This window comes from Hyphomicrobium sp. (assembly GCF_035687085.1).
Classification (GTDB): domain Bacteria; phylum Pseudomonadota; class Alphaproteobacteria; order Rhizobiales; family Hyphomicrobiaceae; genus Hyphomicrobium_B.
Genome location: NZ_DASRYS010000014.1, coordinates 45,545 through 72,513 on the forward strand (window position 1 = coordinate 45,545; position 26,969 = coordinate 72,513).

At 59.4% G+C, this 26,969-nt stretch carries 26 protein-coding genes; 10 read left to right on the forward strand and 16 right to left on the reverse strand.

Going from position 1 to position 26,969, the window contains the following annotated elements; genetic code table 11:
• Nucleotides 1-35: 35 nt before the first annotated feature.
• The 3 genes from VFG26_RS13635 to frc (VFG26_RS13645) all read right to left on the reverse strand — a co-directional run bounded on the left by VFG26_RS13635 (nt 36) and on the right by frc (VFG26_RS13645) (nt 3,482).
• Nucleotides 36-947 (reverse strand): succinate--CoA ligase subunit alpha, encoded by a 912-nt coding sequence (locus tag VFG26_RS13635; RefSeq protein WP_325026218.1) that lies wholly within the window; start codon nt 945-947, stop codon nt 36-38.
• 11 nt (nt 948-958) lie between these two features.
• Complete coding sequence (locus VFG26_RS13640; protein ID WP_325026219.1) at nt 959-2,101, reverse strand: ATP-grasp domain-containing protein; 1,143 nt, start codon at nt 2,099-2,101, stop codon at nt 959-961.
• Between the two features lie 106 nt (nt 2,102-2,207).
• Nucleotides 2,208-3,482 carry a formyl-CoA transferase gene (gene frc, locus VFG26_RS13645; RefSeq protein WP_325026221.1) on the reverse strand — a complete coding sequence of 425 codons (1,275 nt, stop codon included), beginning with the start codon at nt 3,480-3,482 and terminating at the stop codon, nt 2,208-2,210.
• A gap of 289 nt (nt 3,483-3,771) precedes the next feature.
• Here frc (VFG26_RS13645) and VFG26_RS13650 point away from each other — a divergent pair, with 289 nt between their 5' ends.
• The 8 genes from VFG26_RS13650 (at nt 3,772) to VFG26_RS13685 (ending at nt 12,641) form a co-directional block, all read left to right on the forward strand.
• Nucleotides 3,772-3,906, forward strand: a complete 135-nt coding sequence (locus VFG26_RS13650) for a hypothetical protein (protein ID WP_325026222.1) — start codon at nt 3,772-3,774, stop codon at nt 3,904-3,906.
• 395 nt (nt 3,907-4,301) lie between these two features.
• A complete protein-coding gene (oxlT, locus tag VFG26_RS13655; protein ID WP_325026224.1) occupies nt 4,302-5,600 on the forward strand; it encodes an oxalate/formate MFS antiporter in 1,299 nt (432 codons plus the stop codon).
• A 182-nt stretch (nt 5,601-5,782) separates the two neighbouring features.
• Nucleotides 5,783-7,099, forward strand: a complete 1,317-nt coding sequence (locus tag VFG26_RS13660) for a porin (RefSeq protein ID WP_325026226.1) — start codon at nt 5,783-5,785, stop codon at nt 7,097-7,099.
• 272 nt (nt 7,100-7,371) lie between these two features.
• On the forward strand, nt 7,372-8,112 hold the full coding sequence (locus VFG26_RS13665; RefSeq protein WP_325026228.1) for a GntR family transcriptional regulator: 741 nt from the start codon (nt 7,372-7,374) through the stop codon (nt 8,110-8,112).
• A gap of 551 nt (nt 8,113-8,663) precedes the next feature.
• A complete protein-coding gene (gene oxc / locus VFG26_RS13670) occupies nt 8,664-10,400 on the forward strand; it encodes an oxalyl-CoA decarboxylase (RefSeq protein ID WP_325026485.1) in 1,737 nt (578 codons plus the stop codon).
• A gap of 52 nt (nt 10,401-10,452) precedes the next feature.
• Complete coding sequence (gene frc / locus VFG26_RS13675) at nt 10,453-11,703, forward strand: formyl-CoA transferase (RefSeq protein ID WP_325026230.1); 1,251 nt, start codon at nt 10,453-10,455, stop codon at nt 11,701-11,703.
• A gap of 85 nt (nt 11,704-11,788) precedes the next feature.
• The gene (locus VFG26_RS13680) at nt 11,789-12,241 is read left to right on the forward strand and encodes a PAS domain S-box protein (protein WP_325026232.1); all 453 of its coding nucleotides are present in this window, start codon (nt 11,789-11,791) and stop codon (nt 12,239-12,241) included.
• A 31-nt stretch (nt 12,242-12,272) separates the two neighbouring features.
• On the forward strand, nt 12,273-12,641 hold the full coding sequence (locus VFG26_RS13685; RefSeq protein ID WP_325026234.1) for a hypothetical protein: 369 nt from the start codon (nt 12,273-12,275) through the stop codon (nt 12,639-12,641).
• Nucleotides 12,642-12,652: 11 nt separating this feature from the next.
• On the opposite strand, the gene VFG26_RS13690 is transcribed toward VFG26_RS13685, so the two are convergent.
• The 5 genes from VFG26_RS13690 to VFG26_RS13710 all read right to left on the reverse strand — a co-directional run bounded on the left by VFG26_RS13690 (nt 12,653) and on the right by VFG26_RS13710 (nt 16,990).
• A complete protein-coding gene (locus VFG26_RS13690; protein ID WP_325026236.1) occupies nt 12,653-14,953 on the reverse strand; it encodes a Tex family protein in 2,301 nt (766 codons plus the stop codon).
• Between the two features lie 236 nt (nt 14,954-15,189).
• A complete protein-coding gene (locus tag VFG26_RS13695; protein ID WP_325026238.1) occupies nt 15,190-15,354 on the reverse strand; it encodes a hypothetical protein in 165 nt (54 codons plus the stop codon).
• A 306-nt stretch (nt 15,355-15,660) separates the two neighbouring features.
• Complete coding sequence (locus VFG26_RS13700) at nt 15,661-16,077, reverse strand: response regulator (RefSeq protein WP_325026240.1); 417 nt, start codon at nt 16,075-16,077, stop codon at nt 15,661-15,663.
• Between the two features lie 18 nt (nt 16,078-16,095).
• Nucleotides 16,096-16,443 carry a response regulator gene (locus tag VFG26_RS13705; protein ID WP_325026242.1) on the reverse strand — a complete coding sequence of 116 codons (348 nt, stop codon included), beginning with the start codon at nt 16,441-16,443 and terminating at the stop codon, nt 16,096-16,098.
• 256 nt (nt 16,444-16,699) lie between these two features.
• Nucleotides 16,700-16,990 carry a hypothetical protein gene (locus tag VFG26_RS13710; RefSeq protein WP_325026243.1) on the reverse strand — a complete coding sequence of 97 codons (291 nt, stop codon included), beginning with the start codon at nt 16,988-16,990 and terminating at the stop codon, nt 16,700-16,702.
• 169 nt (nt 16,991-17,159) lie between these two features.
• Here VFG26_RS13710 and VFG26_RS13715 point away from each other — a divergent pair, with 169 nt between their 5' ends.
• Together VFG26_RS13715 and VFG26_RS13720 are read left to right on the forward strand one after the other, a co-directional pair.
• Complete coding sequence (locus VFG26_RS13715) at nt 17,160-19,553, forward strand: PAS domain S-box protein (RefSeq protein WP_325026245.1); 2,394 nt, start codon at nt 17,160-17,162, stop codon at nt 19,551-19,553.
• Nucleotides 19,554-19,614: 61 nt separating this feature from the next.
• Entirely contained in the window at nt 19,615-19,959 is a 345-nt protein-coding gene (locus VFG26_RS13720) for a response regulator (RefSeq protein WP_325026247.1), read from the forward strand.
• Nucleotides 19,960-19,972: 13 nt separating this feature from the next.
• Here the strand turns inward: VFG26_RS13720 and VFG26_RS13725 are convergent, their stop codons facing one another.
• The 8 genes from VFG26_RS13725 to egtB form a co-directional block, all read right to left on the reverse strand.
• The gene (locus tag VFG26_RS13725) at nt 19,973-21,001 is read right to left on the reverse strand and encodes a response regulator (RefSeq protein ID WP_325026249.1); all 1,029 of its coding nucleotides are present in this window, start codon (nt 20,999-21,001) and stop codon (nt 19,973-19,975) included.
• Nucleotides 21,002-21,003: 2 nt separating this feature from the next.
• The gene (locus VFG26_RS13730) at nt 21,004-21,417 is read right to left on the reverse strand and encodes a response regulator (protein ID WP_325026487.1); all 414 of its coding nucleotides are present in this window, start codon (nt 21,415-21,417) and stop codon (nt 21,004-21,006) included.
• A 31-nt stretch (nt 21,418-21,448) separates the two neighbouring features.
• Nucleotides 21,449-22,801 carry a sensor histidine kinase gene (locus tag VFG26_RS13735; protein WP_325026251.1) on the reverse strand — a complete coding sequence of 451 codons (1,353 nt, stop codon included), beginning with the start codon at nt 22,799-22,801 and terminating at the stop codon, nt 21,449-21,451.
• Between the two features lie 378 nt (nt 22,802-23,179).
• Nucleotides 23,180-23,383, reverse strand: a complete 204-nt coding sequence (locus VFG26_RS13740) for a hypothetical protein (RefSeq protein ID WP_325026254.1) — start codon at nt 23,381-23,383, stop codon at nt 23,180-23,182.
• A 538-nt stretch (nt 23,384-23,921) separates the two neighbouring features.
• Nucleotides 23,922-24,176: a GlsB/YeaQ/YmgE family stress response membrane protein gene (locus VFG26_RS13745; RefSeq protein ID WP_325026256.1), complete on the reverse strand. Its 255-nt coding sequence runs from the start codon at nt 24,174-24,176 to the stop codon at nt 23,922-23,924.
• Nucleotides 24,177-24,286: 110 nt separating this feature from the next.
• The gene (locus VFG26_RS13750; RefSeq protein ID WP_325026258.1) at nt 24,287-24,499 is read right to left on the reverse strand and encodes a hypothetical protein; all 213 of its coding nucleotides are present in this window, start codon (nt 24,497-24,499) and stop codon (nt 24,287-24,289) included.
• A gap of 135 nt (nt 24,500-24,634) precedes the next feature.
• Nucleotides 24,635-25,603 carry an L-histidine N(alpha)-methyltransferase gene (gene egtD, locus VFG26_RS13755; RefSeq protein ID WP_325026260.1) on the reverse strand — a complete coding sequence of 323 codons (969 nt, stop codon included), beginning with the start codon at nt 25,601-25,603 and terminating at the stop codon, nt 24,635-24,637.
• Nucleotides 25,603-26,883, reverse strand: coding sequence for an ergothioneine biosynthesis protein EgtB (gene egtB / locus VFG26_RS13760; RefSeq protein ID WP_414653308.1), 1,281 nt, complete (start codon nt 26,881-26,883; stop codon nt 25,603-25,605). Before egtB ends, egtD begins: the two co-directional genes overlap by 1 nt.
• Nucleotides 26,884-26,969 lie beyond the last annotated feature (86 nt).

Sequence of the window (26,969 nt, forward strand, 5' to 3'; positions counted from 1 at the left end):
TGGCGAGCGCCCTTGTTTCTTCAGTCCGTAAGTGCTCAGCCAGCCGCAGAGCGGGGCTGGTTCTGTTCCTTGTGGTTGCGAAGCGCTACGCTCATCGTTTCGCCAACGAGATGCGGGCTTTCGGCCATGATGACGCCGGCCCGGCCGAGTGCGGCGATTTTGGCAGCAGCAGTATCGCGGCCATGAACCAGAAGTGCTCCGGCATTTCCCGCACGACGTTCCGACGGTGCGTGGCTGCCCACGACGAGAGCGACGACTGGCACGCGTGGCTTTTTCTGGCGAAGGAGATCAGCAACGTACTGCTCTTCTGTGCCGCCGACCTCACCAATGAGTACGATGCCTTCCGTTTCTTCGTCAGCCAAAAACAGCTCAACACAATCCTTCATCGTCAGGCCGTGAACAAGATCACCGCCCACTCCTACGCTCGTTGACAGACCGAGTCCCGCTGCGGAAATTTGCGCGATGACTTCGCTCGTCAGTGATGCAGAGCGGGAAACGACCCCGATACCGCCTGGCCGCACGTTGCCGGTTGCGATGACGCCGAGCTTGCAGACGCCCGGAGCCAGGATGCCTTCCGAATTCGGTCCGACGAGCCGCGTCTGCGACCCCTTCAGGGCATGGCAGACGCGCACCATGTCGAGAACTGGAACGTGCTCCGTCAATGTGACCACCAGCGGAACTTCAGCTTCGATTGCCTCGATCATGGCGGCAGCTGCGTGCATCGGCGGCGCGAAGATCACACTCGCGTTGGCACGCGTCTGCTGAACCGCTTCTGAAACCGTATCGAAAATCGGGAGATCGAGATGGCGCTGCCCGCCCTTCCCTGGCGTGACGCCGGCGACGACATTGGTTCCATACTTCATCATGGCCGCGGTTTGCTGCGAACCAGCGCGACCGGTCATGCCCTGGCAAATGACGCGCGTTTGGCGATTAACAAGAATCGACATTATTTTCCTTCCTAGCGTGCTTCGGCTACGGCGTGCTCGGCGGCGGACCGCATGTCCGCGCAGTCGATGATGCGGCAACCAAAATCTTCCAGACGTGCTCTCGCGGCATGAGCATTGTTACCGGCCAGCCGGACCACTGTCGGCAGCGAGCGGCCGGTGCGGCGCATAGCGATGCCAAGGCCTTCGACGACCTTATCGCAAGGCTGCATGCCGCCTCCGTGGACATTGATGAGAAGAGAACGAACCTTCGGGTTGTCGAGGATCATTGCGAAACCACGGGCAATGTCCACGCTCGTCGCGCTCGTGCGGATGTCCATGAAGTTCGCCGGCCGGCCTTTGGCTGCGCGTATCATGTCGACGGTGGCGAGACCGAGCCCGGCGCCGTTGGCAGCAACGCCGATGTCACCATCGAGGCTGACGTAGTTCAGACGGTAGCTTTGCGCGTTGATCTCGAGCTCGTCATCTGCGCGGAGCGCAAAGAGTGACGGGTGGCGGAACATTGCGTTGTCATCGACGGTCAACACCGCGCTTAGCGCAAGCAGCTCACCTTCCGGCATGATCGCCAACGGATCGATCTCGATGCGGCTGGCATCAAGCTCGACGAAGGCGCGCATCAGGCCGTGCGTCAACGTCGAAAAGGCGTTGCGGGCATTGTCTGGAATAGCGAGACGCGCTGCAAACAGCATCACGTCGTACTCCGGGAAGGTGTGCCCCGTGCCGAGGGTCAATTGCTGCACGCCAGCCTGGCCGAACGCGGCTACGTTGCCCGCTGCATCGCAGTTTTGCGCAGACATCACGATGCCCCGCACTGCGGGATCCACGAACAGCGACAAAGAAATTCCGCGCTCTGCGATGACGGCTGCTTCGACCATGACGCGCTTGATCGATTGCGTCTTCAGGCCGCCGTAGTCGGAAATTTTGCGCTGGAGCAGGTCGCCTGCCGCCTTTTTCACCTCGGCGGGGGAATAGACGAGATAGGCATCCGATAGTTTCCGGCGGAAGCCGTCGACCTGAGCTTTCACAACGAAGCTTGGAGTGCCGAGTCCTGTGGCTACCTCTTCTGCTTGGTCGGGTGTGATGGCGACGCCCCACTGCGGGGACTTCAAGCCGAAATCCGACAACAGCTGCTTCGTCTGGAACTCGTGGAGCTTCATGCACTCCTCCTGTTTGGTTTTTTCCTTTTACTACTAGATCATGCGTTCGAAAAAAAGCGGCGAAAGCACGGAGGAAGCACCTTCGCCGCCGAAGCATTGCGGGTAATCACTCGGCTGCGATTGGAACCTGATCGCCTAGAGCGCCGCTTGCCTCGATTTCTTGAATGTGATCCTCGTCGAGTTGCAGAACCTCGCGCAGAATTTCTGCGGTGTGCTCACCGAGAAGCGGCGAGCGCTCGACGACGGTTGGACTTTCGGAGAGCTTGATCGGATTGCCAACCGAGAGATACTTGCCCCGAACGGGATGATCGACCTCTACGATAGTGCCCGTGCGGCGAAGCGAGGGCTCTTCGGCGATTTCTTTCATCGAGAGGATCGGCCCGCATGGAATGTGATACTTGTTGAGTATCTCCATGGCCTCGTACTTCGTCTTACTCGAAGTCCACTCCTCGATCGTTGCGAATATGCTTTTCAGACGCGGCAGGCGCGCGGCAGGCGTCGCGTAATCTGGATCGGTGATCCACTCTTCTTTGCCGATTACTTTGCAGATGTCGGCCCAGACCGGCGCTTGCGTAATGAAGTAGATGTAAGCGTTGGGATCGGACTCCCAATTCTTGCATTTGAGAATCCATCCGGGCTGACCGCCACCCGACGCGTTTCCTGCGCGCGGAACGGTGTCTCCAAATGCGCCACCTGGATATTGCGGATATTCGGTAAGCGGACCGCGCTCCAGGCGCTGCTGGTCGCGCAGCTTCACGCGGCAGAGATTCAGCACGCCATCCTGCATGGCGGCATCGACTCGCTGCCCGCGCCCGGTGACCGTGCGCTGGTAGAGGGCGGTGACGATGCCGAGCGCAAGATGCAGGCCCGTACCGCTGTCGCCGATCTGCGCTCCCGTGATGAGCGGAGGACCATCATCGAATCCGGTTGTAGAGGCGGCACCTCCCACACACTGAGCGACATTCTCATAGACCTTACAGTCCTGGTACGGGCCCGGACCGAAGCCTTTGATCGATGCCACGATCATGCGTGGGTTGAGCTCTTGAATACGCGCCCAGGAGAAACCCATCCTATCAAGGGCACCGGGCGCGAAGTTCTCGACGAGGACATCGCAAGCTTTGATGAGGTCTTCGAGCACCGCCTTGCCCGTGGCGTTTTTCGTATCGAGCGTGATGGACCGCTTATTGTGGTTCAGCATCGTGAAATAGAGGCTGTCCGCATTCGGCACGTCGCGTAGCTGCGTCCGCGTTACGTCGCCGACGCCTGGTTTTTCCACCTTGATGACGTCGGCTCCGAACCAAGCCAATAACTGGGTACATGCCGGACCCGATTGCACGTGTGTGAAGTCGAGAACGCGTACGCCGTCGAGCGCCTTGCCCATCTGAACTCGCTCCTGTTGTTGTTTTGTTGGAGCCCTGGCAGGTGCGACCGGATCCTTTAAAGCGCCGATCCCCGCCTAGTTTTAGTCTGGCATACTGAATACCACAGCGTCAATACGAAGCGCGACGAGATATACCATTCGCGCGCTGCTAAAGCTCGCTCTCATGCAAATCCTGCAATGCCGCAATGCAGCAAAGCCCTACAAACGCGGTATATGGCATGCTATATACCAGACCATGACGAAGCCGGTTTTGACAGCCGCTTCAGTGACATCAGGAAGGAGATTAATCATGACTGCGACAGTCCTGCGCACCGCTGGCGAGCGGTCCATTGCCACCCGGGTGTGGGCTTGGATCTCGAGCTTCTTGGCTCAGACGGCTGAAATCGACCGCCGGAATGGCTCGGTTGAGCCGTTCGGCCTCTGAGAGGAGTTCCCAACCTCACCTAACTCCGAGCCACTCTTTACGTGTTGATGGAGAGCAAGTGCTTACTGAGGCTTGAATAATTGGCCCGGTATGCAGACTTGCCTCCCCGGGGGCGAAATAAGGCTGGAATATCGCCAAATAAAAATTTTTTAAGGGTTGGCGCTCCCGCCCAGGCTTCTCGAAAAATCTATACCGATGAACACTTTGCCTCGTCTGGGATCCCTCGACGAGCGTTTCGTGTTGTGCCATTCCAAGGGCCTAATCTCCGCGACTGCGACAATAGTGTCTTGCGTTCTGGCATTCAATATACCAGACTGCCGCTGTGACAATGTTGACGAACTTGTTGCGGACGAAACCCTCGACTACTCCCATCAGCAGAAACAAGGGGGAAGTAAATGGCAGGAACTCCAGGAGAAATGGCCCCGCAGAAGGTGTCCGACGGTTATCGCTGGTGGCAGCTAACCGTCGGTGTCATCTGTATGGTTATGATTGCTAACCTTCAGTACGGTTGGACCTTCTTTGTCCCAGACATCCAACAGAAATTCGGGTGGGATCGATCAGCGATCCAATGGGCCTTCACGCTTTTCGTGTTGTTTGAAACTTGGCTTGTGCCCGTAGAAGCCTGGTTCGTTGACAAATACGGCCCGCGCCGGGTCGTCGTTTTCAGCGGCATTCTTTGCGGCGTTGGTTGGGTCATAAACTCATACGCGACCACTCTGGGCGAATTTTACCTCGGCCAGGTCATAGCGGGCATCGGCGCCGGCGGTGTGTACGGCACCTGCGTCGGCAACGCCCTCAAATGGTTCCCAGACAAACGCGGTCTTGCGGCAGGTATCACAGCTGCAGGTTTCGGTGCTGGCGCAGCTCTCACGGTCGCCCCCATCCAGTGGATGATCGGCGAGCACGGCTTCCAGTCTGCCTTCTACTACTTCGGAATCGGGCAAGGCCTGATCGTGGTCATCTTCGCTCTGATGATGGTCGGTCCGAAGGCCGGTCAGACACCGCAAACGGTCAACGCAAACATCATCCAGACGAAGCGAAACTACGCTCCGACGGAAGTGCTACGTCAGCCCATCTTCTGGCTCATGTATCTGATGTTCGTTGTCGTTGGCGCCGGCGGTCTTATGGCTACGGCGAACCTCAAGCCCATCGCGGCTGACTGGGGTATCGACAGCATCCCGGTGACGATGTTCGGGCTGACCATGACGGTGATCACGTTCGCAGCAACGATCGATCGCATTCTCAATGGCCTGACCCGCCCGTTCTTCGGCTGGGTTTCGGACCATATCGGTCGTGAAAACACGATGTGCATCTGCTTCGCGTTGGAAGGCTTGGGCATTTACCTGCTCTACCTGTGGGGCCACGATCCGATCTGGTTCGTGATCCTGAGCGGTTGCGTGTTCTTCGCCTGGGGTGAGATCTACAGTCTTTTCCCGTCGACGTGCACCGACACCTTCGGCACCAAGTACGCAGCGACCAATGCTGGCCTGCTTTACACGGCTAAGGGTACAGCCGCGTTGATCGTTCCCTTCGCCAACACGCTCCAGCAGCAGACGGGATCGTGGGACTTGGTTCTGATCATCGCCGCCGGCGCAAACGTCGGAGCCTCGATCCTCGCAATCGCGGTGTTGAAGCCCTGGCGCGCGGGCGTCGTCCGCCGCAACGCATTGCCCGAAGCACAGGCAATGGCGTAATCCGGTTACGGAAACAGGGATGGCGGCAATGCCGCCATCCCTTTCAATTTTTTTCGGCCGGCAATCGGGGACGCACAAACAGTGCGGCCGGCACCGACAACCAGACAAAGCAACTTCGCAAGCACCAGCTCACGCGGGGAAGATGCATTAATTTCATCTGAATAGACGGGGGTCTTAATCATATGAAAATCGTGAATGGAATGGGCCGCGGTTGGCGGCTCTGGGCGGCGGCGCTCTTGGCCAGCACGTGGGCCATGCCGGCAGCTGCAGCGGATCTCGGCGGCGATTGCTGCGCCGATCTTGAAGAGCGGGTGGCCGAACTTGAGGCTACGACGGCGCGCAAAGGCAATCGCAAGGTCAGCCTGACCGTTTCGGGCTGGGTCAACGAAAGCGTCATGTGGTTTGACGACGGTGCGGAGTCGAACGTTTACGTCGGCACCAACCCCGTCGAGCAGAGCCGCGTGCGCTTCGTCGGCGAAGCCAAGGTGACGCCCGACGTGTCGGCCGGCTACGTGCTCGAATTCGGCATCTACGGCGCCAGCGCCAACAGCTGGGACCAGGACACGCCGGACGGCAGCACGCCCAACAGCGTCTCCGTCCGCAAGAGCAGCTGGTTCTTGAAGAGCAAGACCTTCGGCAAGGTGACGGTCGGCCAGGACGGCACGGCGACCTACCATTTGCTCGACGACGCCGACACGACCATGACGCGTAACTTCTACGATGGCGAAGCCTCGGCGATTTACGCCCGGCCGTTCTTCCTGCGTGACTCCTCGGGCGACCGCATCGGCACGCTCAAGTGGAGCGACGCGCTGCGCGGCTTCTTCAATTCGACGCCCGGCGATAGCGGCCGCCGCAACATCGTGCGCTACGACACGCCGACCTTCGGCGGCTTCAGCGTCGCTGCGGCCTGGGGTGAGGACGACCTGTGGGACATGGCCGTCATCTATAAGGGCGAGCTCGGCGACTTCAACCTGAACGCGCGTGCCGGCTACGGCCAGTCGTCCGATGGTTTCTCAACGCCGTGCCACGGCTCGACGGGCACGCCCGACAACGCGATGGACTGCGAGTGGTGGGGTGTTTCGGCCTTCCTGCAGCACACGCCGACGGGTCTCTTCGTCTTCGCCGGCTACGGCGACCAGAAGGATGGCTCGAAGGATCCGGCGATCGACGCGGTCATCGAGGATAAGGACTCGCAGACCTGGTTCGTGCAGGCTGGTGTCGAGAAGAAGTGGTTCCCGCTCGGCAAGACCAACTTCTTCGGCGAATACCGCCGGGATGATGCGGGCTCGAACGTGACGGGTACGGGTACCGTCCGCACGCAGGGTGCCGAGATCAACACCTGGGCGATCGGCGCGGCGCAGAACCTCGAGGCGGCGGAAGCAACCCTCTACCTCGTCTATCAGCACGCCGATGGCGAAGTTCGGGTCGGTCCCGCTGGCACGGAGACCGACCTCTCGGCCCTGCAGCAGGTCATCGGCGGCATGAAGATCAACTTCTAACGCTCGAACTCCCGGGTCTTCGGGGGTGACACCTATCTGACGTTCCCGTCAGAGAGACTGCGAGAAGGAGAGCCGAAGGGCTTTCCTTCTTTTTTATAGGCTCGGTGATTATAAAGCTGGGTCGCGAGCCGGGCCCCAACGTGGCTTGGTATTCCGGTTTTGGACGTGCGGTACTCAGCCGCTACGGGATCGTGCTAAGTAATTGGGTAAAGACCCTTTGTTGGGCTATAGTATGCCACAAGAATTTCGCGTCGGTTCGGGAGAAAAACACCGTGGCTGATAAAGCCCAAGCTCAAGCAAGCTGGCCTGTATCTCAATCATTGACGCCAGATCTTGTTCTCAAGCCCTTTGCGCAAGAAGAAACCTTCAAGGCCAAGGCTTACAGGGCGATCAAAAGCGCCATCATCGAAATGGACATCTACAGCTCGCCCGAGCAGGCGTGGATCGACGAGCGCCAGCTGTCGGAACAGCTCGGCGTCAGCCGCACCCCGGTCCGCGAAGCCATTCTCATGCTCGAGCAGCAAGGCTTTGTAAAATCGGTGCCGCGCCGCGGGATCATGGTCGTCAAGAAGACCAAACGCGAAGTCATTGAAATGATTCAAGTTTGGGCGGCGCTGGAAGGCATGGCAGCGCGCCTCGTAACACAGCGGGCGAGCGATGATGAAATCGCGCGGCTGCGATTGCTCTTCAGAGAGTTCAATGCCACGCATAAGCCTGAAGACTTCCTCAGCGAATATTCCACGGCCAATATTCGCTTCCACCAGACGATTATCGAGCTGACCGGGTCTTCCTTGCTGGTCGAAATGACGGAGAACCTGCTGCTTCACGTGCGCGGAATCCGGCAGATTACGATCGGCCGCGACCACCGCGCTGCTCGGTCCATCGAGGATCATCTTAAGATCATCGAAGCGCTCGAAAGGCGTGAGACCGAGCTTGCAGAGAAGCTGGCGCGCGACCACACGTTGGGTCTTGCTGCCTACGTCGAAGAGCACAGCGAAGGCATTTTCGACTGAGTGCACTGGCGCTTCGATTGATCCTTAAGGGGCGCGGCGTCTGACGTTCGCGCCTCTACTGTTTTGGCGCCTAATTCATCCGGCGCTTCCATTCAAAGCGATAAAGCCCCGGCGGCTATTTCGCTGACCGATTCCTTCCATGGGCCGCGATGCGTTTGCTGGCCTCTTCGTCACCGCTAACCGCGCGCAGACGATCAAGCTCGAACTTCGATCCCGGTGCAATTTTCCCCCAAAAAGAGCGATGCGTGCTTGCTTGTCGCATGCATCTGGTATATCGTATGCCAAATACTAAGGATGTGCGGCGACATGCTGCAGTTTAAGCAGCGAGCCGTTGAAGAGCGCGTCCAAAAACAGGGAGGATAGGCGTGAATATTATTGCGAAGACGGTTTCAAGCAGGCCCGTTTCCGAAAATGCGGAACGATCCCCCCCGGCCCCGCTCTCAGCGGTGCCTTCCACCGTTTTTCCGGCGCCCTCGTATCCTCTTGGCATTGCGAAGCCCGCCGCCGGTGGTCCCGCCCCGACCTTCATTCCGGCTTCCTATCCGCTCGGTATTGGCCCCAAGGCGCCCGCCGCCGAGAAGTCCGCCGCAGCAGCCGAGCTTGAGCTGACGGATGGATTTCATCTGGTCATCGACGCGCTCAAGCTCAACGGCATCGAGACAATCTATGGCGTCCCCGGCATTCCGATCACGGATCTCGGCCGCATGGCGCAGGCTGAGGGGTTGCGTGTCATCTCGTTCCGGCACGAGCAAAACGCCGGTAACGCCGCGGCAATCGCCGGCTATTTGACGAAGAAGCCGGGCATCTGCCTCACAGTGTCGGCTCCTGGCTTCCTCAATGGCCTCACGGCTCTGGCCAACGCCACGACCAACTGCTTCCCGATGATCCTCATCTCCGGCTCCTCCGAGCGTGAGATCGTCGATCTGCAGCAGGGCGACTACGAGGAGATGGATCAGCTCGCCATCGCCAAGCCGCTCTGCAAGGCGGCGTTCCGCGTGCTGCACGCAGCCGACATTGGAATCGCTGTTGCCCGCGCGATCCGCGCGGCCGTGTCAGGCCGTCCGGGCGGCGTCTATCTCGATCTCCCAGCGAAGCTCTTTTCGCAGACCATGGATGCCGTCGCGGGTCAGAAGTCGCTCGTCAAAGTCATCGACGCAGCGCCGGCCCAAATTCCCGGCAAGGAAGCCGTCCAGCGCGCGCTCGAAGTACTGAAGAGTGCGAAGCGGCCCCTCATCATTTTCGGCAAGGGCGCAGCCTATGCGCAGGCTGATGAAGCCATCCGTGAGCTGGTGGAACAGAGCGGCATTCCGTTCCTGCCGATGAGCATGGCCAAGGGTCTACTGCCGGACACGCATCCTCAGTGCGCCGGCGCTGCACGCTCGACCGCGCTGAAGGACAGCGACGTCGTGATGTTGATTGGTGCGCGTCTCAATTGGCTCTTGTCGCACGGCAAAGGCAAGACCTGGGGTAGCGCGCCGAAGAAGTTCATTCAGATCGACATCGAGCCGCGCGAGATGGATTCGAACGTCGAGATCGCTGCCCCGCTCGTCGGCGACATTGGTTCCTGCGTCAAAGCCCTGCTCGAAGGCATCGACGGCAAATGGCAGGCGCCTCCGGCTGAATGGACCAACGCGATCAAGGCGAAGAAAGAAGAAAACATCGCCAAGATGGCGCCGCGGCTCGCCAACACGAAGTCGCCGATGGATTTCCATGGCGCGCTTGGTGCACTCCGCACCGTCGTCAAGGAGCGGCCGGACATCATCCTCGTCAATGAAGGCGCCAACACGCTCGATCTCGCGCGCGGTGTCATCGACATGTATGAGCCGCGCAAGCGTCTCGATGTCGGCACCTGGGGCATCATGGGCATCGGCACGAGCTTCGCCATTGCGGCGGCGATCGAGACCGGAAAGCCAGTGCTTGCGGTTGAAGGCGACAGTGCCTTCGGATTCTGCGGCATGGAGGTGGAGACGATTTGCCGGTACCAGCTTCCAGTCTGCATCGTCATCTTCAACAACGACGGCATCTATCGCGGCACCGATACTGATCCGACCGGCCGCGATCCTGGCACGACGGTGTTCGTCAAAGGCTCTCGCTACGACAAGATGATGGAAGCTTTCGGTGGCGTTGGCGTCAACGTCGAAACGCCGGCCGAATTGAAGCGCGCCGTCGATGAAGCGCTGAACAGCGGCAAGCCGACCCTCATCAACGCCGTGATCGATCCCGCCGCTGGCACCGAGAGCGGACGCATCGGCAATCTCAATCCGCAGAGCGTCCTGAAGAAAAAATAAGCCGGATCAGCCGGCCCATTTCAACAAGCTTCTACCAAGGAGGTACGCACCGATGACGAAAGCCCTTGAAGGCATCAAGATCATTGACTTCACGCACGTGCAGGCAGGCCCTGCGTGCACGCAGCTCCTCGCATGGTTCGGCGCCGACGTGATCAAAGTCGAGCGTCCGGGATCGGGCGATGTCACGCGCAGCCAGCTCCGCGATATTCCCGATGCGGACGCGCTCTACTTCACGATGCTCAATTCCAACAAGCGTTCGCTGACTCTCGACACCAAGACGCCGGAAGGCAAAGAAGTCCTGGAGAAGCTGATCCGCACGTCTGACGTGATGGTGGAGAACTTCGGTCCTGGCGCACTTGATCGCATGGGCTTCAGCTGGGAGCGAATTCTCGAACTTAATCCGAAGATGATCCTCGCCTCGGTCAAGGGCTTCTCCGACGGCCACCACTACGACGATCTCAAAGTTTACGAGAACGTCGCGCAGTGCGCGGGCGGCGCAGCTTCGACGACCGGCTTCTGGGATGGTCCGCCGACGATCAGCGCCGCGGCACTCGGCGACAGCAACACCGGCATGCATCTCGCAATCGGCATTCTGACGGCGCTTCGCCAGCGCGATAAGACGGGCAAAGGTCAGAAGGTTGCAGCATCCATGCAGGACAGTGTGCTGAACCTCTGCCGCGTCAAGTTGCGCGACCAACAGCGCCTCGACCGCGTCGGCTATCTGGAAGAATACCCGCAGTATCCGCACGGGTCGTTCGGTGACGTGGTTCCCCGCGGCGGCAATGCCGGCGGCGGCGGTCAGCCGGGCTGGGTCCTGAAGTGCAAGGGCTGGCAGACCGACCCCAACGCCTACATCTACTTCACGATCCAGGGCCATGCCTGGGCGCCGATCTGCGACGCCATTGGAAAGCCCGAGTGGAAGACGGACCCGAACTATATGACGGCGCTCGCTCGTCAGCCGCACATCGTCGAGATCTTCGAGACGATCGAGGCTTGGCTCTCGGACAAGACAAAGTTCGAAGCCGTCGACATTCTCCGCAAGTACGACATTCCTTGCGCGCCGGTTCTGTCGATGAAGGAGCTTGCCGAAGATCCGTCGCTGCGTGCCAGCGGCACGATCGCGGAAGTCGATCACAAGGTTCGCGGCAAGTATCTGACGGTCGGCAGCCCGATCAAGTTCTCGGACATGAAGATCGAGATCAAGGGCTCACCTCTCCTCGGCGAACATACCGAAGAGGTGCTGACCGAACTCGGCTACACGAAAGACCGGATCCAACAGCTCCACGCTGCGAACGCCGTATAAGTACACTACCTCGACCATCCTTCGAGAGCCCACTTGCGACGTCCGAAAGGACGTCGCCCTTTCTCTCGTAGGCGCGGAGACCAACATGGAACCGATGGTTGATCTGCAGGAACTGATATCACGCGCAGGCGACGCCGTTGTCGTCTGTGACGTACACGGTTCTATAATTTTATGGAACAGGGCTGCGGAGCGCATGTTCGGCTACACGGAAGCCGAAGCGCTCGGCCAATCGCTCGACCTCATTATTCCCGAGAAGCTGCGCGCGCGGCACTGGGACGGCTACCGCAAAACCATGGCGACAGGCGTTACGCGGTATGGCGCCGATGTTCTGCAGGTTCCTGCAATCGACAAGGCCGGCCGCCAATTCTCGATCGCATTCACGGTCTCGCTTCTCCATTCGGCCGACGGCGCGGTGACAGCCATCGCTTCGATCATTCGCGATGACACGCGCCGCTTCGAGAAAGACCGCGCGCAACGTATGCGCATTTCTGAACTCGAGGCCCTCCTTACGCACGCCCAGAAAGTCACCGGCATCTGACGTCAAATCCATGCTTCAAGAGGTTCGCACTATGGCAACTGAAATTTTCGATAGTGCTGCACGAACTGCGGGTGATCTCGTCGGGATTTTCGAATGCAATAGCAGCGGCGGCTACTTCTACCTCTTCGATTTGACGCAAGAGCGGGGACAGCAAGCGCGCGCGGCTATACGCGTGAACTCAGGGGACGCCGGTATCCAAGCGTCCGACGTGTCGGTGAGATGGAACGCAGCTCAGGATACCGTCGGCCTTTACATTGGCGATAAGCTCTGGGCCGCCTTCGATCAGCATGGCCGCAAGTACGGCGGCGACTACGACGGCTTCCAATCGCCGGGCGTTCCACGCTCGATCGTCGATCGCTTTAGCGACACCCCTACGGCACGAGAATTGAGAGCCTGCTGAGATCCGACTGCTCAGTTCTTCCCGGCCTCGCGCGCGCGGCGGAGCGCTGCAGCAAGGGCAGACTCTCCTTCTTCGGCCTTCGGCCGTGACGCTTGCATATTCGGGCGGCGAACATCTGGGCCGCGCTCCCGCGTTGGCGCGTGATTTTCGATTGGACCGGATTTCATCGTCAGCGCGATGCGCTTGCGTTCAACGTCAACGTCCTTCACCCGCACCTTGACGACGTCTCCGGCCTTCACGATCTCGCGGGGATCTTTGACGAATTTGTCGGCTAGCTCGGACACGTGCACAAGGCCGTCCTGATGCACGCCGATATCGACGAATGCACCAAACGCCGTCACGTTCGTGACGACGCCCTCGAGCATCATGCCAGGGCGCAGATCGGAGATCTTTTCGACGCCTTCCTTGAATTCCGCCGTCTTGAACTCTGGGCGCGGATCTCGGCCAGGCTTTTCTAGCTCGGCCAGAATGTCGATCACCGTCGGCGTGCCGAAGCGTTCGTCGGCGAACTCCTTCGGGTTGATCGACTTCAAGAACGCGCTATCACCGATCATCGCCTTTACCGGCCGCTTCATCTGCTTGGCGATGCGTTCAACGACTTCATAAGCTTCAGGATGAACGGCTGATGCATCGAGCGGATTCGGGCCGTTCGCGATCCGCAAAAACCCCGCTGCCTGCTCAAAGGCCTTCGGCCCGAGGCGAGCGACCTTCTTGATGTCCGTGCGCTTCTTGAAAGCGCCATTCTCATCCCGGTGCAGAACGATGTTGGCTGCGATGGTCGCGTTGAGGCCTGCCACGCGGGCCAAAAGCGGCACTGAGGCCATATTGACGTCGACGCCCACCGAGTTGACGCAATCCTCGACGACGGCATCCAGCGAGCGGGCCAGCTCAGACTGATTGACGTCGTGCTGATATTGGCCGACGCCGATGGCTTTCGGCTCGATCTTCACGAGTTCTGCCAGCGGATCTTGCAGGCGGCGGGCGATCGACACCGCCCCGCGCAGCGAGACGTCCAGATTGGGAAATTCCTTCGCTGCGATCTCGGACGCGGAATAAACCGAAGCGCCGGCCTCGGAGACGATGACTTTCGTCAGCTTGAGGTCGGGCATCTTCTTCATGAGGTCGCCCGCGAGCTTATCGGTTTCGCGACTGGCCGTGCCGTTGCCGATCGCGATGACGTCGACCTTATGCTTCACGCATAGCGCTGTCAGCGTTGCCAGCGCTCCATTCCAGTCATTCCGCGGCTCATGGGGGTAGACGGTTGCCGTATCCAGAACCTTGCCGGTTTGATCGACGACGGCCACCTTCACGCCGGTGCGGATGCCCGGATCAAGTCCCATGGTGACGCGTGGACCGGCGGGGGCCGCGAGCAGCAGGTCTTTAAGATTGGTCTTGAACACCCCGATCGCTGCGCTGTCCGACTCCTCCTTCACGCGCGTCAGAAGATCGGCGGCGAGAGAGGTATGCAGCCTCGTCTTCCACGCGAGCTTGACGGTATCTATGAGCCACTTGTCGGCGAGGCGGCCGCGATCGGCGATGTTGAAGGCCGCCATAATCTTACCTTCCGCAGGATGCGGCCGGCTCGGATCCACTTCGACGTCGAGGTCGAGATCGAGGAACCCTTCATTTCTTCCGCGCAGCAGCGCCAGTGCGCGATGCGATGGGATCTGGCGCACCGGCTGACGGAAATCAAAATAATCGGAGAATTTCGCGCCTTCGGTCTGTTTGCCTTTCAGCACTTTCGAGATGATGAGCCCCGTTGCCCATAGCCACTGGCGCAAGTCGCCGACAAGTTTCGCGTTTTCGCCCATCCGTTCGATGAGGATCGAGCGCGCGCCTTCGAGGGCTGCCTTGGAATCGCTTACACCCTTGTCGGCCGCGATGTACTTCTCGGCTTCCTTCTGCGGATCGAGTGTGGGATTGGCGAGGAGAACGTCGGCCAGCGGCTCCAGGCCGGCTTCGCGCGCGATCTGGGCTTTCGTTCGCCGCTTCGGCTTGAACGGCGCGTAGAGGTCCTCGAGTTCGACCTTCGTGTCTGCGGCGCCGATCGCGCGTTCGATCTCAGGCGTCAGCTTGCCTTGCTCGTTGATGCTCTTCAGTACTGCCGCGCGGCGCGCTTCGAGTTCGGTCAAATATCCCAGCCGCTCTTCGAGCTTGCGCAGCTGCGTATCGTCGAGCCCGCCCGTTTTCTCTTTGCGGTAGCGGGCGATGAACGGCACGGTCGCGCCTTCCTTGAGAAGGTCAACGGCCGCGGTGACCTGAGCCGTCTGAACGTTCAGTTCCTTGGCGATGCGAGTGTTGATCAAGTCCAAGCGGATATCCTCTCCGAGGCGGTTCGAAGATGCCTCGTATGCGCAGGATACCTCGGAGATTTCGATGGCAATGGCAAGTCAACAGTGGGTCGCAAGAGGCGGCCTTCGGCCCTCACCTTAATGCGCAATAGAGACCCCTTCGTACCTGCCAACGAGCTTCGGTCGCAGGACCAGCAGAATTCCGATTGCAGTGAGCTGCAATCGGATGCTTCCGGCGATTTGGGAGGGCCGATCTTCTAGATCAAGCCCGGGAGCCGGGCTGCGGCCCAGATAATGACCACGACCGCAAGGATGCCAAGCCAGATATTTTCACGGCGGACAAAAGCGGCGATGACGAGTGCCACACATGCAAGAATCGCGAGCACGTCGATTGCCATCAGGTAGTCGACCAAAAAGTTCATGTCTGCTTACCCCGAGTAAGGTTATGTTTTTGTTCTGAAGGCATTGCCACGCAGGCTTGCGGGGCAAGCCTTCCATGACCGAACGCGCGGATCGCTGCCGCCGCCGGCTAAGTAGGGCTTGTCCCGGTAGCTCTTTGTGGCCGCCGGCGGAATGCAACGTACCGGTTACGCGCTGCTTTACAGATGAACCGCTGCCCTTGGATGCATACCCTAGTTCGGTCCTAAAGGTAGGGGGTTCTCAGGCCGCGCAGAAAAATCTTTCGATCGCAGCCGCTTGAACACTCATTTGCGCGGCTCGTTGAGGGGTCAGCTGGAGCCTTCGATGCTCTGGAGGGCCAGCAGCCTGCGAATGTAGTCTTCGACCACGTGCGGCTCATATGGCTTTGCCAGATGAGGTCCTTCTTCGCAAAGTTTTCCAGCAGCGGCCGCGGCGCTTTTTGGAGCGCCTGCCAGGATGACTTTTATTTGCGGCCGGTTTTTGCGTGTCCACTGACTAAGCGTGAAGGCATCGAGCGCACCCGTCACGTGAACGCCACAAAACAGAACGTCGATCGGCTGCGCGGAGTGCTGCAGTACGAGTAGTGCTTCGTCGCTGCTCGCCGCTTCGACGACGCGATAGCCGCAATCACGAAGGTACGCAGCGATCGCCATACGCACGAGCACGGCGTCTTCGGCGATGAGGACCGTCGGGCGGCCTTGGGTTATGGTCCTTGGTTTGCTCACCAAGCATCAACGATTTGGCTAATTGCCAAGTTCCGCTTGCGGCAGAAGGCGGCGCACGCAACGCAAAAGATCATCGATGCGGACGGGCTTCGTGAAGCCGGCGTCGAATCCGGCGGAGGTCTCGGGAATGTATTCAGCCGAGATCAGAACAATTTTTATTTCAGGGAATTTTGCGCGCACCCAGCGCGCCAGATCCATGCCATCTAGTCCGCCCGGCATACGAATGTCGGTCAGCATGAGCCTGACCCGGTCGAGGCTCGACAACAACGTCATGGCTTCGTGAGCGTCCGCGGCTTCGCAAACGGTATACCCGGCATCGCGCAGTTCCTCGGCCAAATGCAGCCGAATGAGAACTTCATCCTCCACGACGAGTACCGAACGCTGTGCCAGGACCTCGCCCTTTTCTGCAGGCGCCCGTTCGATTGGAGATCTCCTTCTCTCACCTGCGCGCAGCTAATTCCGCCGACCGATTTGAGTTCCCTCTGACCGGTCCTTACCGCGTCTGAGCCGTCCCGCGATGCAATATCGAGGCCCCCCGCCAATTCGGCAATAAAATTTACAATCCCGAGTGAAACTTATTCCGAGCAAAGGCGTTATATCACTTGGCCAATTCGGGGCTCGATCAATGGCCGGGCGCGTTCCACCGGGACAAGACCGCATCTTGATGCCTTAATACAATATAGCTTTCAGGGTATTCGAGGGTGGCGGCGTGATAGGCGGCAAATCCAATGCTGCTGCTGACCGTCGTCGCCAGCACGAGTTCGACCACCGACTTGGTCGAATCCCACAGCTCGACCCTATATGGAAGGTCTGGCTGCGGTGAAAGATCGGACGGAGAGCTATTGGATCCGGGTGGTAAGCGTTCCGGATCATCGAATGTCGAAAAACGATACCAGGCTCGCAGGCCAGTCATCAGTGAAAAATCCGCCACTCGATCATGAGATCATTAGGCTCATTACTCATATCACTCGTGCAGCTTGACGCAGTGAGATGCATTCCGGCCCATGCGAGAGTATGGTATCTTTGTGCCGTCGCGCAAGCCCTGCCTTCAACCACGTAATTTGCGGAAGTCGTGTTCGCCGATGTCCCCCTCTGAAATCGCCAAAGCTCGACATTTCGATCGGAGCCAACAATTCGAACTTCTGGTTCAGGGGCTCAGCGATTACGCCATTTATATGGTTGATCCGGATGGGTTCATCTCCACTTGGAACGCTGGGGCTGAACGCATAAAGGGCTATGGCGCCTCCGAGATCATCGGCCAGCACTTCTCCCGTTTTTTTACCGAGGAAGACCAGCGTCAGGGGCTTCCGCAGAAGACCATTTCGATCGCCCGCGACGCTGGACGCTATGAGGCCGAAGGGTGGCGCATTCGCAAAGATGGCGGACGTTTCTGGGCCCACTCGATCATTGAAGCTATCAAGGACGAGACGGGCACGATTATCGGGTTCGGCAAGGTCACGCGCGATATAACCGACCGGCACGAGGGGCAGCTTGCGCTGATCGAGAGCGAACGGCGCTTTCGTCTTCTGGTCGACAGCGTCGTCGACTATGCCATCTACATGCTCGACCCGAGCGGCGTCATTACCAACTGGAACGCCGGCGCCGCGCGCATCAAAGGCTTCAGCGCCGACGAGGTCGTCGGCAGCCACTTCAGCAGGTTCTACACGAAAGAGGACCGCTCGCGCGGTCTGCCGGCCATCGCTCTGGAGACGGCGCGGCGTGAAGGCAAGTTCGAAACCGAAGGCTGGCGGTTGCGCAAGGACGGCGGTCGCTTCTGGGCATCCGTTGTCATCGAGCCCATCCGCAACGAAACGGGGGAACTCGTTGGCTTTGCGAAGGTCACGCGCGACATAACGGAGAGGCGAAGCGCTCAGGAAGCGTTGCGCGAAAGCGAGCGGCAGTTTCGCATGCTCGTTTCCGCCGTCATCGACTACGCGCTTTTCATGCTCGATCCCAACGGCGTTGTCGTCAGCTGGAACTCGGGCGCGGCAAAAATCAAGGGCTATCGGTCCGAAGAGGTTATCGGCAGCCACTTCTCGCGATTTTATACCGAGGAAGACCGGCTCGCGGGCGGCCCCGCCCGGGCACTCTACACGGCCGCGCACGAAGGCCGGTTTGAAGGCGAAGGCTGGCGCGTACGCAAAGACGGCACGCGCTTCTGGGCCAACGTCGTCCTGGACGCCATACGGGACGAGAACGGGCACCTCGTCGGCTTTGCCAAGATCACTCGCGATATCAGCGAGCGGCGCGAAGCCCAGATCGCGCTTCAGCGTGCTCAGCAGCAGCTCGCCCACGCACAAAAGATGGAGGCGTTGGGTCAGCTCACGGGCGGCATCGCCCATGACTTCAACAATTTGCTGACGATCGTCGGCGGCCAAGCGCGCATTCTCAAGTCCCAGGTCACGGATCCGCGTGGAAGCAAAGCCCTTGCGAGCATCGAGGCAACCGTTCAACGCGGCGCCTCATTGACCCGGCAGCTCCTCGGCTTCTCGCGCATGCAGAGGCTCGAGCCGCAGCCCGTATCACTCGATGAACGATTGCCTGGTCTGCAGGCCATGCTGTCGACCTCGTTGCCGGTCAATACGCGACTTATCGGCGGCGTGCTTCCCGACACGTGGCTCATCATGTCGGACCCCAATGAACTCGAACTCGCCCTGATGAACCTGGTCCTCAATGCGCGCGACGCGCTGCAAGGAGGCGGTACCATCACCATAACGGCCGACAACGTTACGCTCACCCGCGAGGACAACGAAGAAGGGCTTGAGGGAGACTTCGTGGCGCTCAGCGTCTCCGACACCGGCGCCGGCATTCCCAAGGACGTCCTCAGCAAAGTCTTCGATCCGTTCTTCACGACCAAGGCGACGGGCAAGGGCACCGGGCTCGGCCTTTCACAAGTCTACGGCTTCGCGCATCAATCGGGCGGCACGGTCACGATCGACAGCGAAGTCGGAAAGGGCACGCGCGTGACGATGATCCTGCCGCGCGCGGGAGAAGAACCTCAGACGGGCGCCGCCCCGAAGGATCAGCCGGGCGAGCGCAAGCACGCGCGGATCCTCATTGTTGAAGACAATCCCGACGTCACCGAGGTCACGGCCGCGCTCGTCATGCAGCTTGGCTATACGATCCGGCTCGCCAGCAGTGCGGACGCGGCGATGCGCATTCTCGAACAGGAGTCGTTTGATCTCGTCTTCAGCGACATCATGATGCCCGGCGACATCGATGGGCTGGAATTCGCTAAGCTCGTCCGCCGGACTTGGCCTTCTCTTCCTGTGCTGCTCGCAAGCGGCTCCAACAAGCGCGTTGAAGAGGCTCAAGGCCAGTTCACGACGCTGCAAAAGCCGTATCAGACGGCCGAACTCGATCGCGCGATGCAAAAGTTGTTGCTCGAACGCAGCGAAAGTTTAAACCGGAAAAACTTGGTCGATCTTCAAGACGCCAAGCGGCTGCGCGCAGTGAAAACGGACAACGATAAGTGAGCCGGGCTCCTGCATTCCTGTCGAAGACAGCCCCCGAGCGGGCGAATGAGAGCAGAACGTTTTGGCGCGAATTCTAATCGTTGAAGACGAAGCTCTGATCGCAGAGTTGCTGGCAATGTACATCGAAGAGATAGGGCATGAGACCATCGGTCCTGCGGGCACCGTGGCACAGGCTCTGTCGCTCTTGAATGGTGAACGTCCGGCGTGCGCGATCCTCGATTGCGCGCTTGGCCGCGAAGAGAGCACGCCCATTGCAGAAACGCTCACGAAGGCAGGCATTCCCTTCGCATTCGCGACTGGGCGCGGCGCAGATGCCCTGCCTGAAGGTTTCAAGCAGCGCCCGATGATCTCGAAGCCATACGTTTTCGAGGATGTTGAGCGCGTGCTGTCAGCCATGATCGGCTAAAGCGAAGACAACTTCACAGCGGAAATGCGAGTGTCGCGCGGGTGCCCTGCCCTGCGGCGGAGAGCTTGAGTTCGCCGCCGAGGTTCATCGCCATGGAAGCAATGACCTTGGAACCCAAGCCCGTACCGCCTGCCGGTTCCTGAGCGTTCACGCCAACGCCGTCGTCTTCGACGGCAAGCAAGCCCTTCCCATCGTCAATCTTCAGGATGACGCGGATCTCGCCCACGCGATCCTCGGGGTAGGCGTACTTATAGGCATTGGTGACGAGTTCCGTCGTTATGATGCCCAGGGAGACTGCCTTGTCGGTGGGGATAAGGACCTTCGCGCAATCGAGGCGGATGGGATGGTTTCTACCCTCATCCGTCATCGTGGCTTTGAGTTCTTCAACCAAGCCATCGAGGTAATCGTGGACATCGACGTTACGGACATCTGGCGAGGTATACAGCCGGCGGTGAACGCTTGCGATGGCAATGATCCGAGCTTGGACGCGGGCGAGCAGTTCCCGGGCCGAGTCATCGCGAATGGAATTGCGCTGAAGCCCGACAAGGCCGGCCACGATCGCGAGCGAATTGGCAACGCGGTGATTGACCTCTTTCAAGAGCATTTCGGCCCGGTCGCGCGCCAGCCGCACTTCGTTGTCGGCGGCTTCCTTTTCCCGGCGGAGGCGCTCCTGCTCCAGCGCCGTAGCGATGGCCTTTGCCAGGAGTTCGCGGAAATGGCCCTGGACATCCTTCCAGACGTAATCCACGGCGCCTGACTTCATGGCCGTGACGGCGATGTGACTGTCTTCCGACCCGGTCACATAAACGACTGGCGGCGCTTCGGGGAGCGCACGGATGCTGCGAAGAATATCGAGGCCCGTCTGTCCCGGCAGATGGTGATCCAGCGCGACGATGTCGAAGCGGCTGCTTTGTAGAAGCTCCAAGCCTTGCGTGCCCGAGGGCGCGATAATGACTTCGAAGCTATGCGCTTCGAGCGTTTTTTGAACTAGCCGGGCGATGCCGGGATCATCGTCGATGTACAGGACCCTGGCGCGTGACATCGTCACTGAGTTTCCGGGACCTGGATCACGGCGAAGAACAGCCCGAGCTGACGAATGGCATTGGAGAAGTTGTCGTAGTCGACGGGCTTGGTGATGTAGACGTTGGCGCCAAGATCGTAGCAGCGTTGAATTTCGCGCTCGTCGTCGGTCGTCGTCAGGACGACTACGGGAATGCGGCGGGTATGTTCGTTGGCCTTGATCTTTTCAAGGATGCTTACCCCCGTCATATCCGGCAGGTTCAGATCAAGTAGAACCAGCAGATGCCGGCCGATGCTGATTTCGCCACTGCCATCAGGCCCGAAAAGGAAAGCCAGCGCATCCGTCCCATTGGCGAAGGGGATGATCTCATTATTTACGCCGGCGCGGCGAATATTCCGCTCGATCAGGCGAGCGTGCCCGGCATCGTCTTCGATCATTACGATCCGTACTGGATTTCCACTCACGTGATCATTTCCCCCGGATAATCAATTTAATTGGCAGGCTCACCCGGAAGGTGGTGCCACGGGCCAACGCGGATGTCATCGTTATTTCGCCGCCGAGCCTTCTGACGAGGGTCCGGACATGCGCTAGGCCGATGCCCTCGCCTTGCTGATCCTGCGGTCCAGCCCGGCGAAATAGATCAAAGACCCTTTCCTGATCCTCAGGTCCGATTCCCCGGCCATTGTCTTCCACGTCGATATCGACCATTCCCCAGCGGCTCGAAGCTTGCCGGATCGTCACCACAGGCGGCCGGTCCTTCGCCCTATATTTCAGGGCATTGTCGACCAGATTTCCAAATATTTGCTCAAGAGCCAGCCGGTCGGACTCGATTGTGGAGAGTGGTTTGAGGATACGAACTTCCCCACCGACGGTGGAGACACGGTGCTGAACACCATCGGAGATGGAATCGAAGAATTCGTTGAGGTTTATGCGCTCTGGAGCCAGCACCCTTTGGCCTTCGCGGGACAGCTTCAATATCGCTTTGATCAGGCCGTCCATTTTCTGGGTCGAGGTGCGAATAAACCCGATCGATTCCGGGAGATCGGTCGCGATCGCGGTTTTGGCTGCCTCGCCGTGGGGGAGCGCCTCAATGCCCGGATCGTTCGTCAACTCCCGCAACGTTTCGAGGCTCGCCTCCAGCTCGCTCGTGTATCCCATGACGTTGACCAACGGCGCACGCAGATCGTGGCTGACGATGTAGGCGAAGCGCTGGATCTCCTCGTTTGCCCGTTGCAGATCGGCCGTTCGCTCTTTGACGCGGCTTTCCAGCCCGGCGTTAAGTTCGCCGAGTTCGTTTCGGGCCGCAACCAGTTGCCGCGTGTATCTAATGATCGTCGCTATTCCGCCTAATGCGGTGAGCAGAATGAAGCTGCCGGCCAGGAGCGCGAATTGACGGGCCATGGCGGTGTCGAGGCGCTGCTCCTCCACGCCTTCGCTCAGGTTCCTGTCGATCTGGTCCAACACGGCGGAGATCCCACCGCGGATCTGGTCCATCAGTTCCTTGCCGGTGTCACTCTTGACGATTGCAAGGGCTTCCGACGCCTTTCCAGCGTCATAGGCCTTGATCGTCTCCGCCAACTCGGAAAGCTTCAGATCAATTGCTTTCTCGACTTGCGCAATTTTGGCAGCTTCCTGCGGATTACCCGTTAGCGACGCGCGGACGACGGCAAGCCGATCGGGCATATTGGAAACCGCGGCTTGGTATGGCTGGAGATAGTGGGCCTCACCTGTCAGCAGATAGCCTCTCTGGCCCGTTTCCGCGTCCTGGACGGTCGAGAGAAGGCGCACGAGCGCGGTGCGCTGAGCACGGGTCTGCAGCACGCCTTCCGTCGTCGTTTGGGTTCTCTGGACGAGCCAGAACGAGGCCCCGATCAGAAGGGCGAGAGCCACGAAGCCGGCAATGGCAAATGCATACGTTGTGCGGAGAAGTCGTTGGGGACTGGGGGGCATTTCGCTCTTGGGAAAACTTTTAGCAGAGCCTTATTACCAACCACCTCCCCCTGTGGCCAGCCTTCTTAGGCCGAATTATCTGCCTCGACCCTGTGCGATAGGCCGGATGCACCAGCGGCTTAGGCTTGCGGTCTACGGCTTTGGGGGCCGCGTCCTTTCACCCGCCCGAGGCGGGTGGAACCGGCAGTGGCCACACGAATTTAGAGTAGTATGAGCGACCGTATCCTGGATGACGCCAGAGAGGCGTTTTTATTCGTTAATTCCGATCGCACCTTGAATGCCGTCTCGCTTCGTCGCGACGGGCGGGATCTTCCGCAAACCGGCGAGAGCCAGTGGCGGTTTGAGCGGGAATTCCCACTTGGTGTGCATGAAGCCACGCCATTCGGGCTGGACCCAGAACCCATCCTTCGCGGTGTAGCGTCCGATGGATATTTCGTCTGGCCGGTCGAGCATGTGCAGCCGTTTGGAACGTCTCAGTGAGTTTGAGTGAGTTGAGTAGCCGGCGTACCAGTCCTGAGCCACCGCGGCCCCCGCCTGAGCCGGCTGGGCCTCAGCGGCATTGGGTCGAGATTTTTACCGACGGCGTGACAGAGCGGCTGAAGGAAGTTCTCCAGGAAGATATGGATTGGATGACGTCGCGCCCAATCTTGGAGCGCCTCAATCGCCTGTACGATATCGAACAGACGCGCGGATCGGAAAAGGACGTTTCAGACATCACTCGTCCTTCTGTCCAAAGACCAGGATCCAGCAGATAATCGCTCCCGTAATCGTCTGCAGCGCCAGAATGATTTCAAGAGGCAACAGGTTAGCGGTCATCTCATCTGTCCTTTCCCATTCGCAGAGAAAACCGCCCCAGAGCGATGCCAGTTCCGGCTGTGAAGAACGCCGCTGTGGATAAGGAATTCAGGCCCGCTGATACAGATACGGCAAAAAAACGTGCGGAGACGTTTCCGCTCCGCACGCGCCATATCGAAGGCATATGTCTTTAATTTCAGGCCCGCCGCACCATGCCGACGATAAAGAGCAGGATTAAAGATCCGATCACGGCTGCCACGATATTTCCTGCCGTCGACTCCGTATAAAGACCCATCGCTTGGGCGAGGATTCCGGCGATACCTGCGCCCAGAATGCCAATGACGATGTTGCCGATCAATCCAAAGCCATAACCCTTGACGAGAAGCCCCGCGAGCCACCCCGCGATTGCACCAATGATAATCCAGGCTAAAACGGATTCTGGAGCGAGCATGTGTGACTCTCCTTTGTTTTGAGGTGTTCCCGTAGGCCTCCTTGAATTCCTCAAAACCAAATAAAGTTCCAAATTGTCACAGAACGTTTTCAGATGTGGCAGGCGCACCACTATCTTTTATCAAGCGTCGTCAGCGGATTGTTCGACGGCGCATTGCCGGTTCCGACTTTTTCGGTGGGATTTGGATCCGGCGCAGGGGGCGCTTCGGCGGTTCCATAGAATTGCCAGCCCGCAATTGCCGCCAGGACAGCAACTGCGACGACGATCGCCGAGCTGCGGAAGACTAGGGTTCGGCGCGCGCTCGCCTGGTTCGGTGTATTCATTCGAGTTTGGCCTTGCTGGTTGAGTTCTTTCGCCCGCGAAGGGCATGCGGCTCAACGAGATCGAGGCGCGAAAGGTTGCGCGTGGTCAACCTGAGCTACATCGGGCGGCGGCCAAAGGGTGCTCGGCCAAGCTCTTCAGATCAGTTCGTGAACGCTGAATTGCTCGCCAGCATCGGTCCATAGGCGCTTGGGCTTCCAGCCGGCCTTGCTTGCCAGCTCACGGAACTCTGAGACCGCATACTTATAGGAGTTCTCAGTGTGGATTGTTTCACCCTGGGAGAAGTGGAAGCGGCTCCCGGCGGCCATGACGTCCTGAACGCGGTCGCTAACGAGATGCATCTCGATCCGGCCCGCGCGCGGATTGTAGAGAGCCTTATGACGGAAAGCGGCCAGATCAAATGTGCCAGCGAGTTCGCGATTGATGCGGACGAGGAGGTTCAAATTGAATTCGGCCGTGACCCCTGCGCTGTCATTATAGGCATTCACGAGGACGCGTGGATCCTTCTTCAGATCGACGCCGATGATCAAGCGCCCCCGATCTCCCAGCACGTTTCTGAAGCTCCTCAGCAGGGCGACCGCCTCATTCGGAGAAAGATTTCCGATAGTCGATCCAGGGAAGAAGCCTGTCTTGTTAGAACCGGCAAACTCATCGGGGAGCTCTGGCAGATTGGAGAAGTCCGCCACGAGCGGCCTGATGTCGAGCGCTGGATAGCGGCCTTGCAAGCGCGCAGTCGCCTCCGACAACGCAGATTCCGAAACGTCCAACGGCATGTACGTCACGCGACCAGCAATATGGTCGAGGAGGATTTCGGTTTTCAGGCTCGAGCCGGAGCCGAATTCCACCAGAACATCGCCGCTTGAAATACCATCGACGATTTCGGCTGCGCATTGCTTGAGGATGCCGATCTCGGTGCGCGTTGGATAATACTCTGGGAGTTCTGTGATTTCCTCAAATAAGCTGCTGCCACGAGCATCGTAGAGGAAGCGGCACGGCAGCGTCTTCTGCGGGCGAGATAAACCTTCAATGACACTCGCCCCAAAATCATCCGCCAGCGCCGTTGTGCCCGGCAGCGGCAAGGTCTCAAGGTTCGGAACGTGGCGCATCACTCAACCTCCGCCGCGAGACGCAAGCCGAGGAACTGCCAGCGCTGATGGGGATAAAAGAAATTGCGGTAAGTCACGCGGGAATGGCCCGCCGGCGTTGCGCATGAGGATCCCCGCAGCACGTGTTGCCCGACCATGAACTTGCCGTTGTATTCGCCGATTGCGCCTGCGGGCGGGCGGTAGCCCGGATATGGCAGATAGGCGCTCGCCGTCCACTGCCAGACTTGGCCGAAGAGCTGCTTTGGCCCTTTTGAAGCCGATGTTTCACTTCGCTGCGGACGCAACACGCCAGATGATTTCGCTGCTTCCTGCCCGTCTGAAAGGGCCGCCGATTCCCATTCGAATTCGGTGGGCAAACGCTTGCCGGCCCAGCGGGCGAAGGCGTCGGCTTCATAATAGGATACGTGGGTCACGGGTTCTGCGGGCGCCACCGGCCGAAGACCCTGGAGCGACATCTGCGACCAGCTGCTGTCCGTCTGCTCCCAATACAGCGGGGCCTCCCAGCCCTCTCGGTTGACGGCCGCCCAACCGTCCGCCAGCCAGTGCGCTGGCGTCGCGTAACCGCCATCTTCCATGAATTCGAGCCATTCGGCATTCGTGACGAGCCGGTTGGCAAGCTTGAACGGCTGAATGAGCGCGTCATGCGAAGGCAGTTCATTATCCCAGCAATAACCTTCGCCGGAGTGACCGATCTTCACGATGCCGCCGGGGTACTCCGTCCATCCAAGCGGCTCGGGTCCGGTGAAATCGACAGCGGAGGGTTTGGCTTGATACGCGGGGCGCAGAGGGTTTGATGCAAGCAGCGCCAGTATGTCGGTCAACAACAGTTCTTGATGCTGTTGCTCGTGGTTGATGCCGATTTCGAGCAGCCGGGCGACTTCGTCTTGATCAGTCCCATCGCTTGCGAGAAGACGCCGAAGCGCCTCGTCGACGTGGGCTCGATATTGGAAAACGCGCTCGGATGTTGGCCGCGTCAGCAGGCCTCGTTTTGGCCGCGGATGACGAGGGCCGAGGCTCTCGTAGTACGAGTTGAAGCAATAATTGAACGCCTCGTCGAAAACTTGATAGCCGGCGAGGTGCGGCTTCAAGACAAAGTTCTCAAAGAACCAAGTCACGTGTGCGAGGTGCCACTTCGTCGGGCTCGCATCATCGGAGGCTTGCACGACCATATCTTCGGCCGAAAGCGGCTCGGCCAAGTCCATCGAGTGCTGTCGCGTCTTGAACAGACGCGCAGACAGCGCGTCGCGGACGCTCGTGCTTGCCTCATCAGCCGGCAGCAGTAGGGAGCCGTCGGTTTGCTCGTGGGGTGCCTTGCCGGCTGCAGGATTTTCCAAACGCTGTTCTCTGGATTTTTCGCCTGCGCCGC

What these genes read in the sequence shown, in the direction of transcription:
- VFG26_RS13715 (WP_325026245.1), top strand. Translation starts at nt 17,160, where the DNA reads ATGTCCCCCTCTGAAATCGCCAAAGCTCGACATTTCGATCGGAGCCAA.
- VFG26_RS13725 (WP_325026249.1), bottom strand. Translation starts at nt 21,001, where the DNA reads ATGTCACGCGCCAGGGTCCTGTACATCGACGATGATCCCGGCATCGCC.
- VFG26_RS13710 (WP_325026243.1), bottom strand. Translation starts at nt 16,990, where the DNA reads ATGACTGGCCTGCGAGCCTGGTATCGTTTTTCGACATTCGATGATCCG.
- VFG26_RS13685 (WP_325026234.1), top strand. Translation starts at nt 12,273, where the DNA reads ATGGCAACTGAAATTTTCGATAGTGCTGCACGAACTGCGGGTGATCTC.
- VFG26_RS13745 (WP_325026256.1), bottom strand. Translation starts at nt 24,176, where the DNA reads ATGCTCGCTCCAGAATCCGTTTTAGCCTGGATTATCATTGGTGCAATC.
- frc (WP_325026230.1), top strand. Translation starts at nt 10,453, where the DNA reads ATGACGAAAGCCCTTGAAGGCATCAAGATCATTGACTTCACGCACGTG.
- VFG26_RS13680 (WP_325026232.1), top strand. Translation starts at nt 11,789, where the DNA reads ATGGAACCGATGGTTGATCTGCAGGAACTGATATCACGCGCAGGCGAC.
- VFG26_RS13740 (WP_325026254.1), bottom strand. Translation starts at nt 23,383, where the DNA reads ATGCTCGACCGGCCAGACGAAATATCCATCGGACGCTACACCGCGAAG.
- egtD (WP_325026260.1), bottom strand. Translation starts at nt 25,603, where the DNA reads ATGCGCCACGTTCCGAACCTTGAGACCTTGCCGCTGCCGGGCACAACG.
- VFG26_RS13650 (WP_325026222.1), top strand. Translation starts at nt 3,772, where the DNA reads ATGACTGCGACAGTCCTGCGCACCGCTGGCGAGCGGTCCATTGCCACC.
- VFG26_RS13635 (WP_325026218.1), bottom strand. Translation starts at nt 947, where the DNA reads ATGTCGATTCTTGTTAATCGCCAAACGCGCGTCATTTGCCAGGGCATG.
- VFG26_RS13730 (WP_325026487.1), bottom strand. Translation starts at nt 21,417, where the DNA reads ATGATCGAAGACGATGCCGGGCACGCTCGCCTGATCGAGCGGAATATT.
- VFG26_RS13695 (WP_325026238.1), bottom strand. Translation starts at nt 15,354, where the DNA reads ATGAACTTTTTGGTCGACTACCTGATGGCAATCGACGTGCTCGCGATT.
- frc (WP_325026221.1), bottom strand. Translation starts at nt 3,482, where the DNA reads ATGGGCAAGGCGCTCGACGGCGTACGCGTTCTCGACTTCACACACGTG.
- oxlT (WP_325026224.1), top strand. Translation starts at nt 4,302, where the DNA reads ATGGCAGGAACTCCAGGAGAAATGGCCCCGCAGAAGGTGTCCGACGGT.
- VFG26_RS13750 (WP_325026258.1), bottom strand. Translation starts at nt 24,499, where the DNA reads ATGAATACACCGAACCAGGCGAGCGCGCGCCGAACCCTAGTCTTCCGC.
- VFG26_RS13660 (WP_325026226.1), top strand. Translation starts at nt 5,783, where the DNA reads ATGAAAATCGTGAATGGAATGGGCCGCGGTTGGCGGCTCTGGGCGGCG.
- VFG26_RS13640 (WP_325026219.1), bottom strand. Translation starts at nt 2,101, where the DNA reads ATGAAGCTCCACGAGTTCCAGACGAAGCAGCTGTTGTCGGATTTCGGC.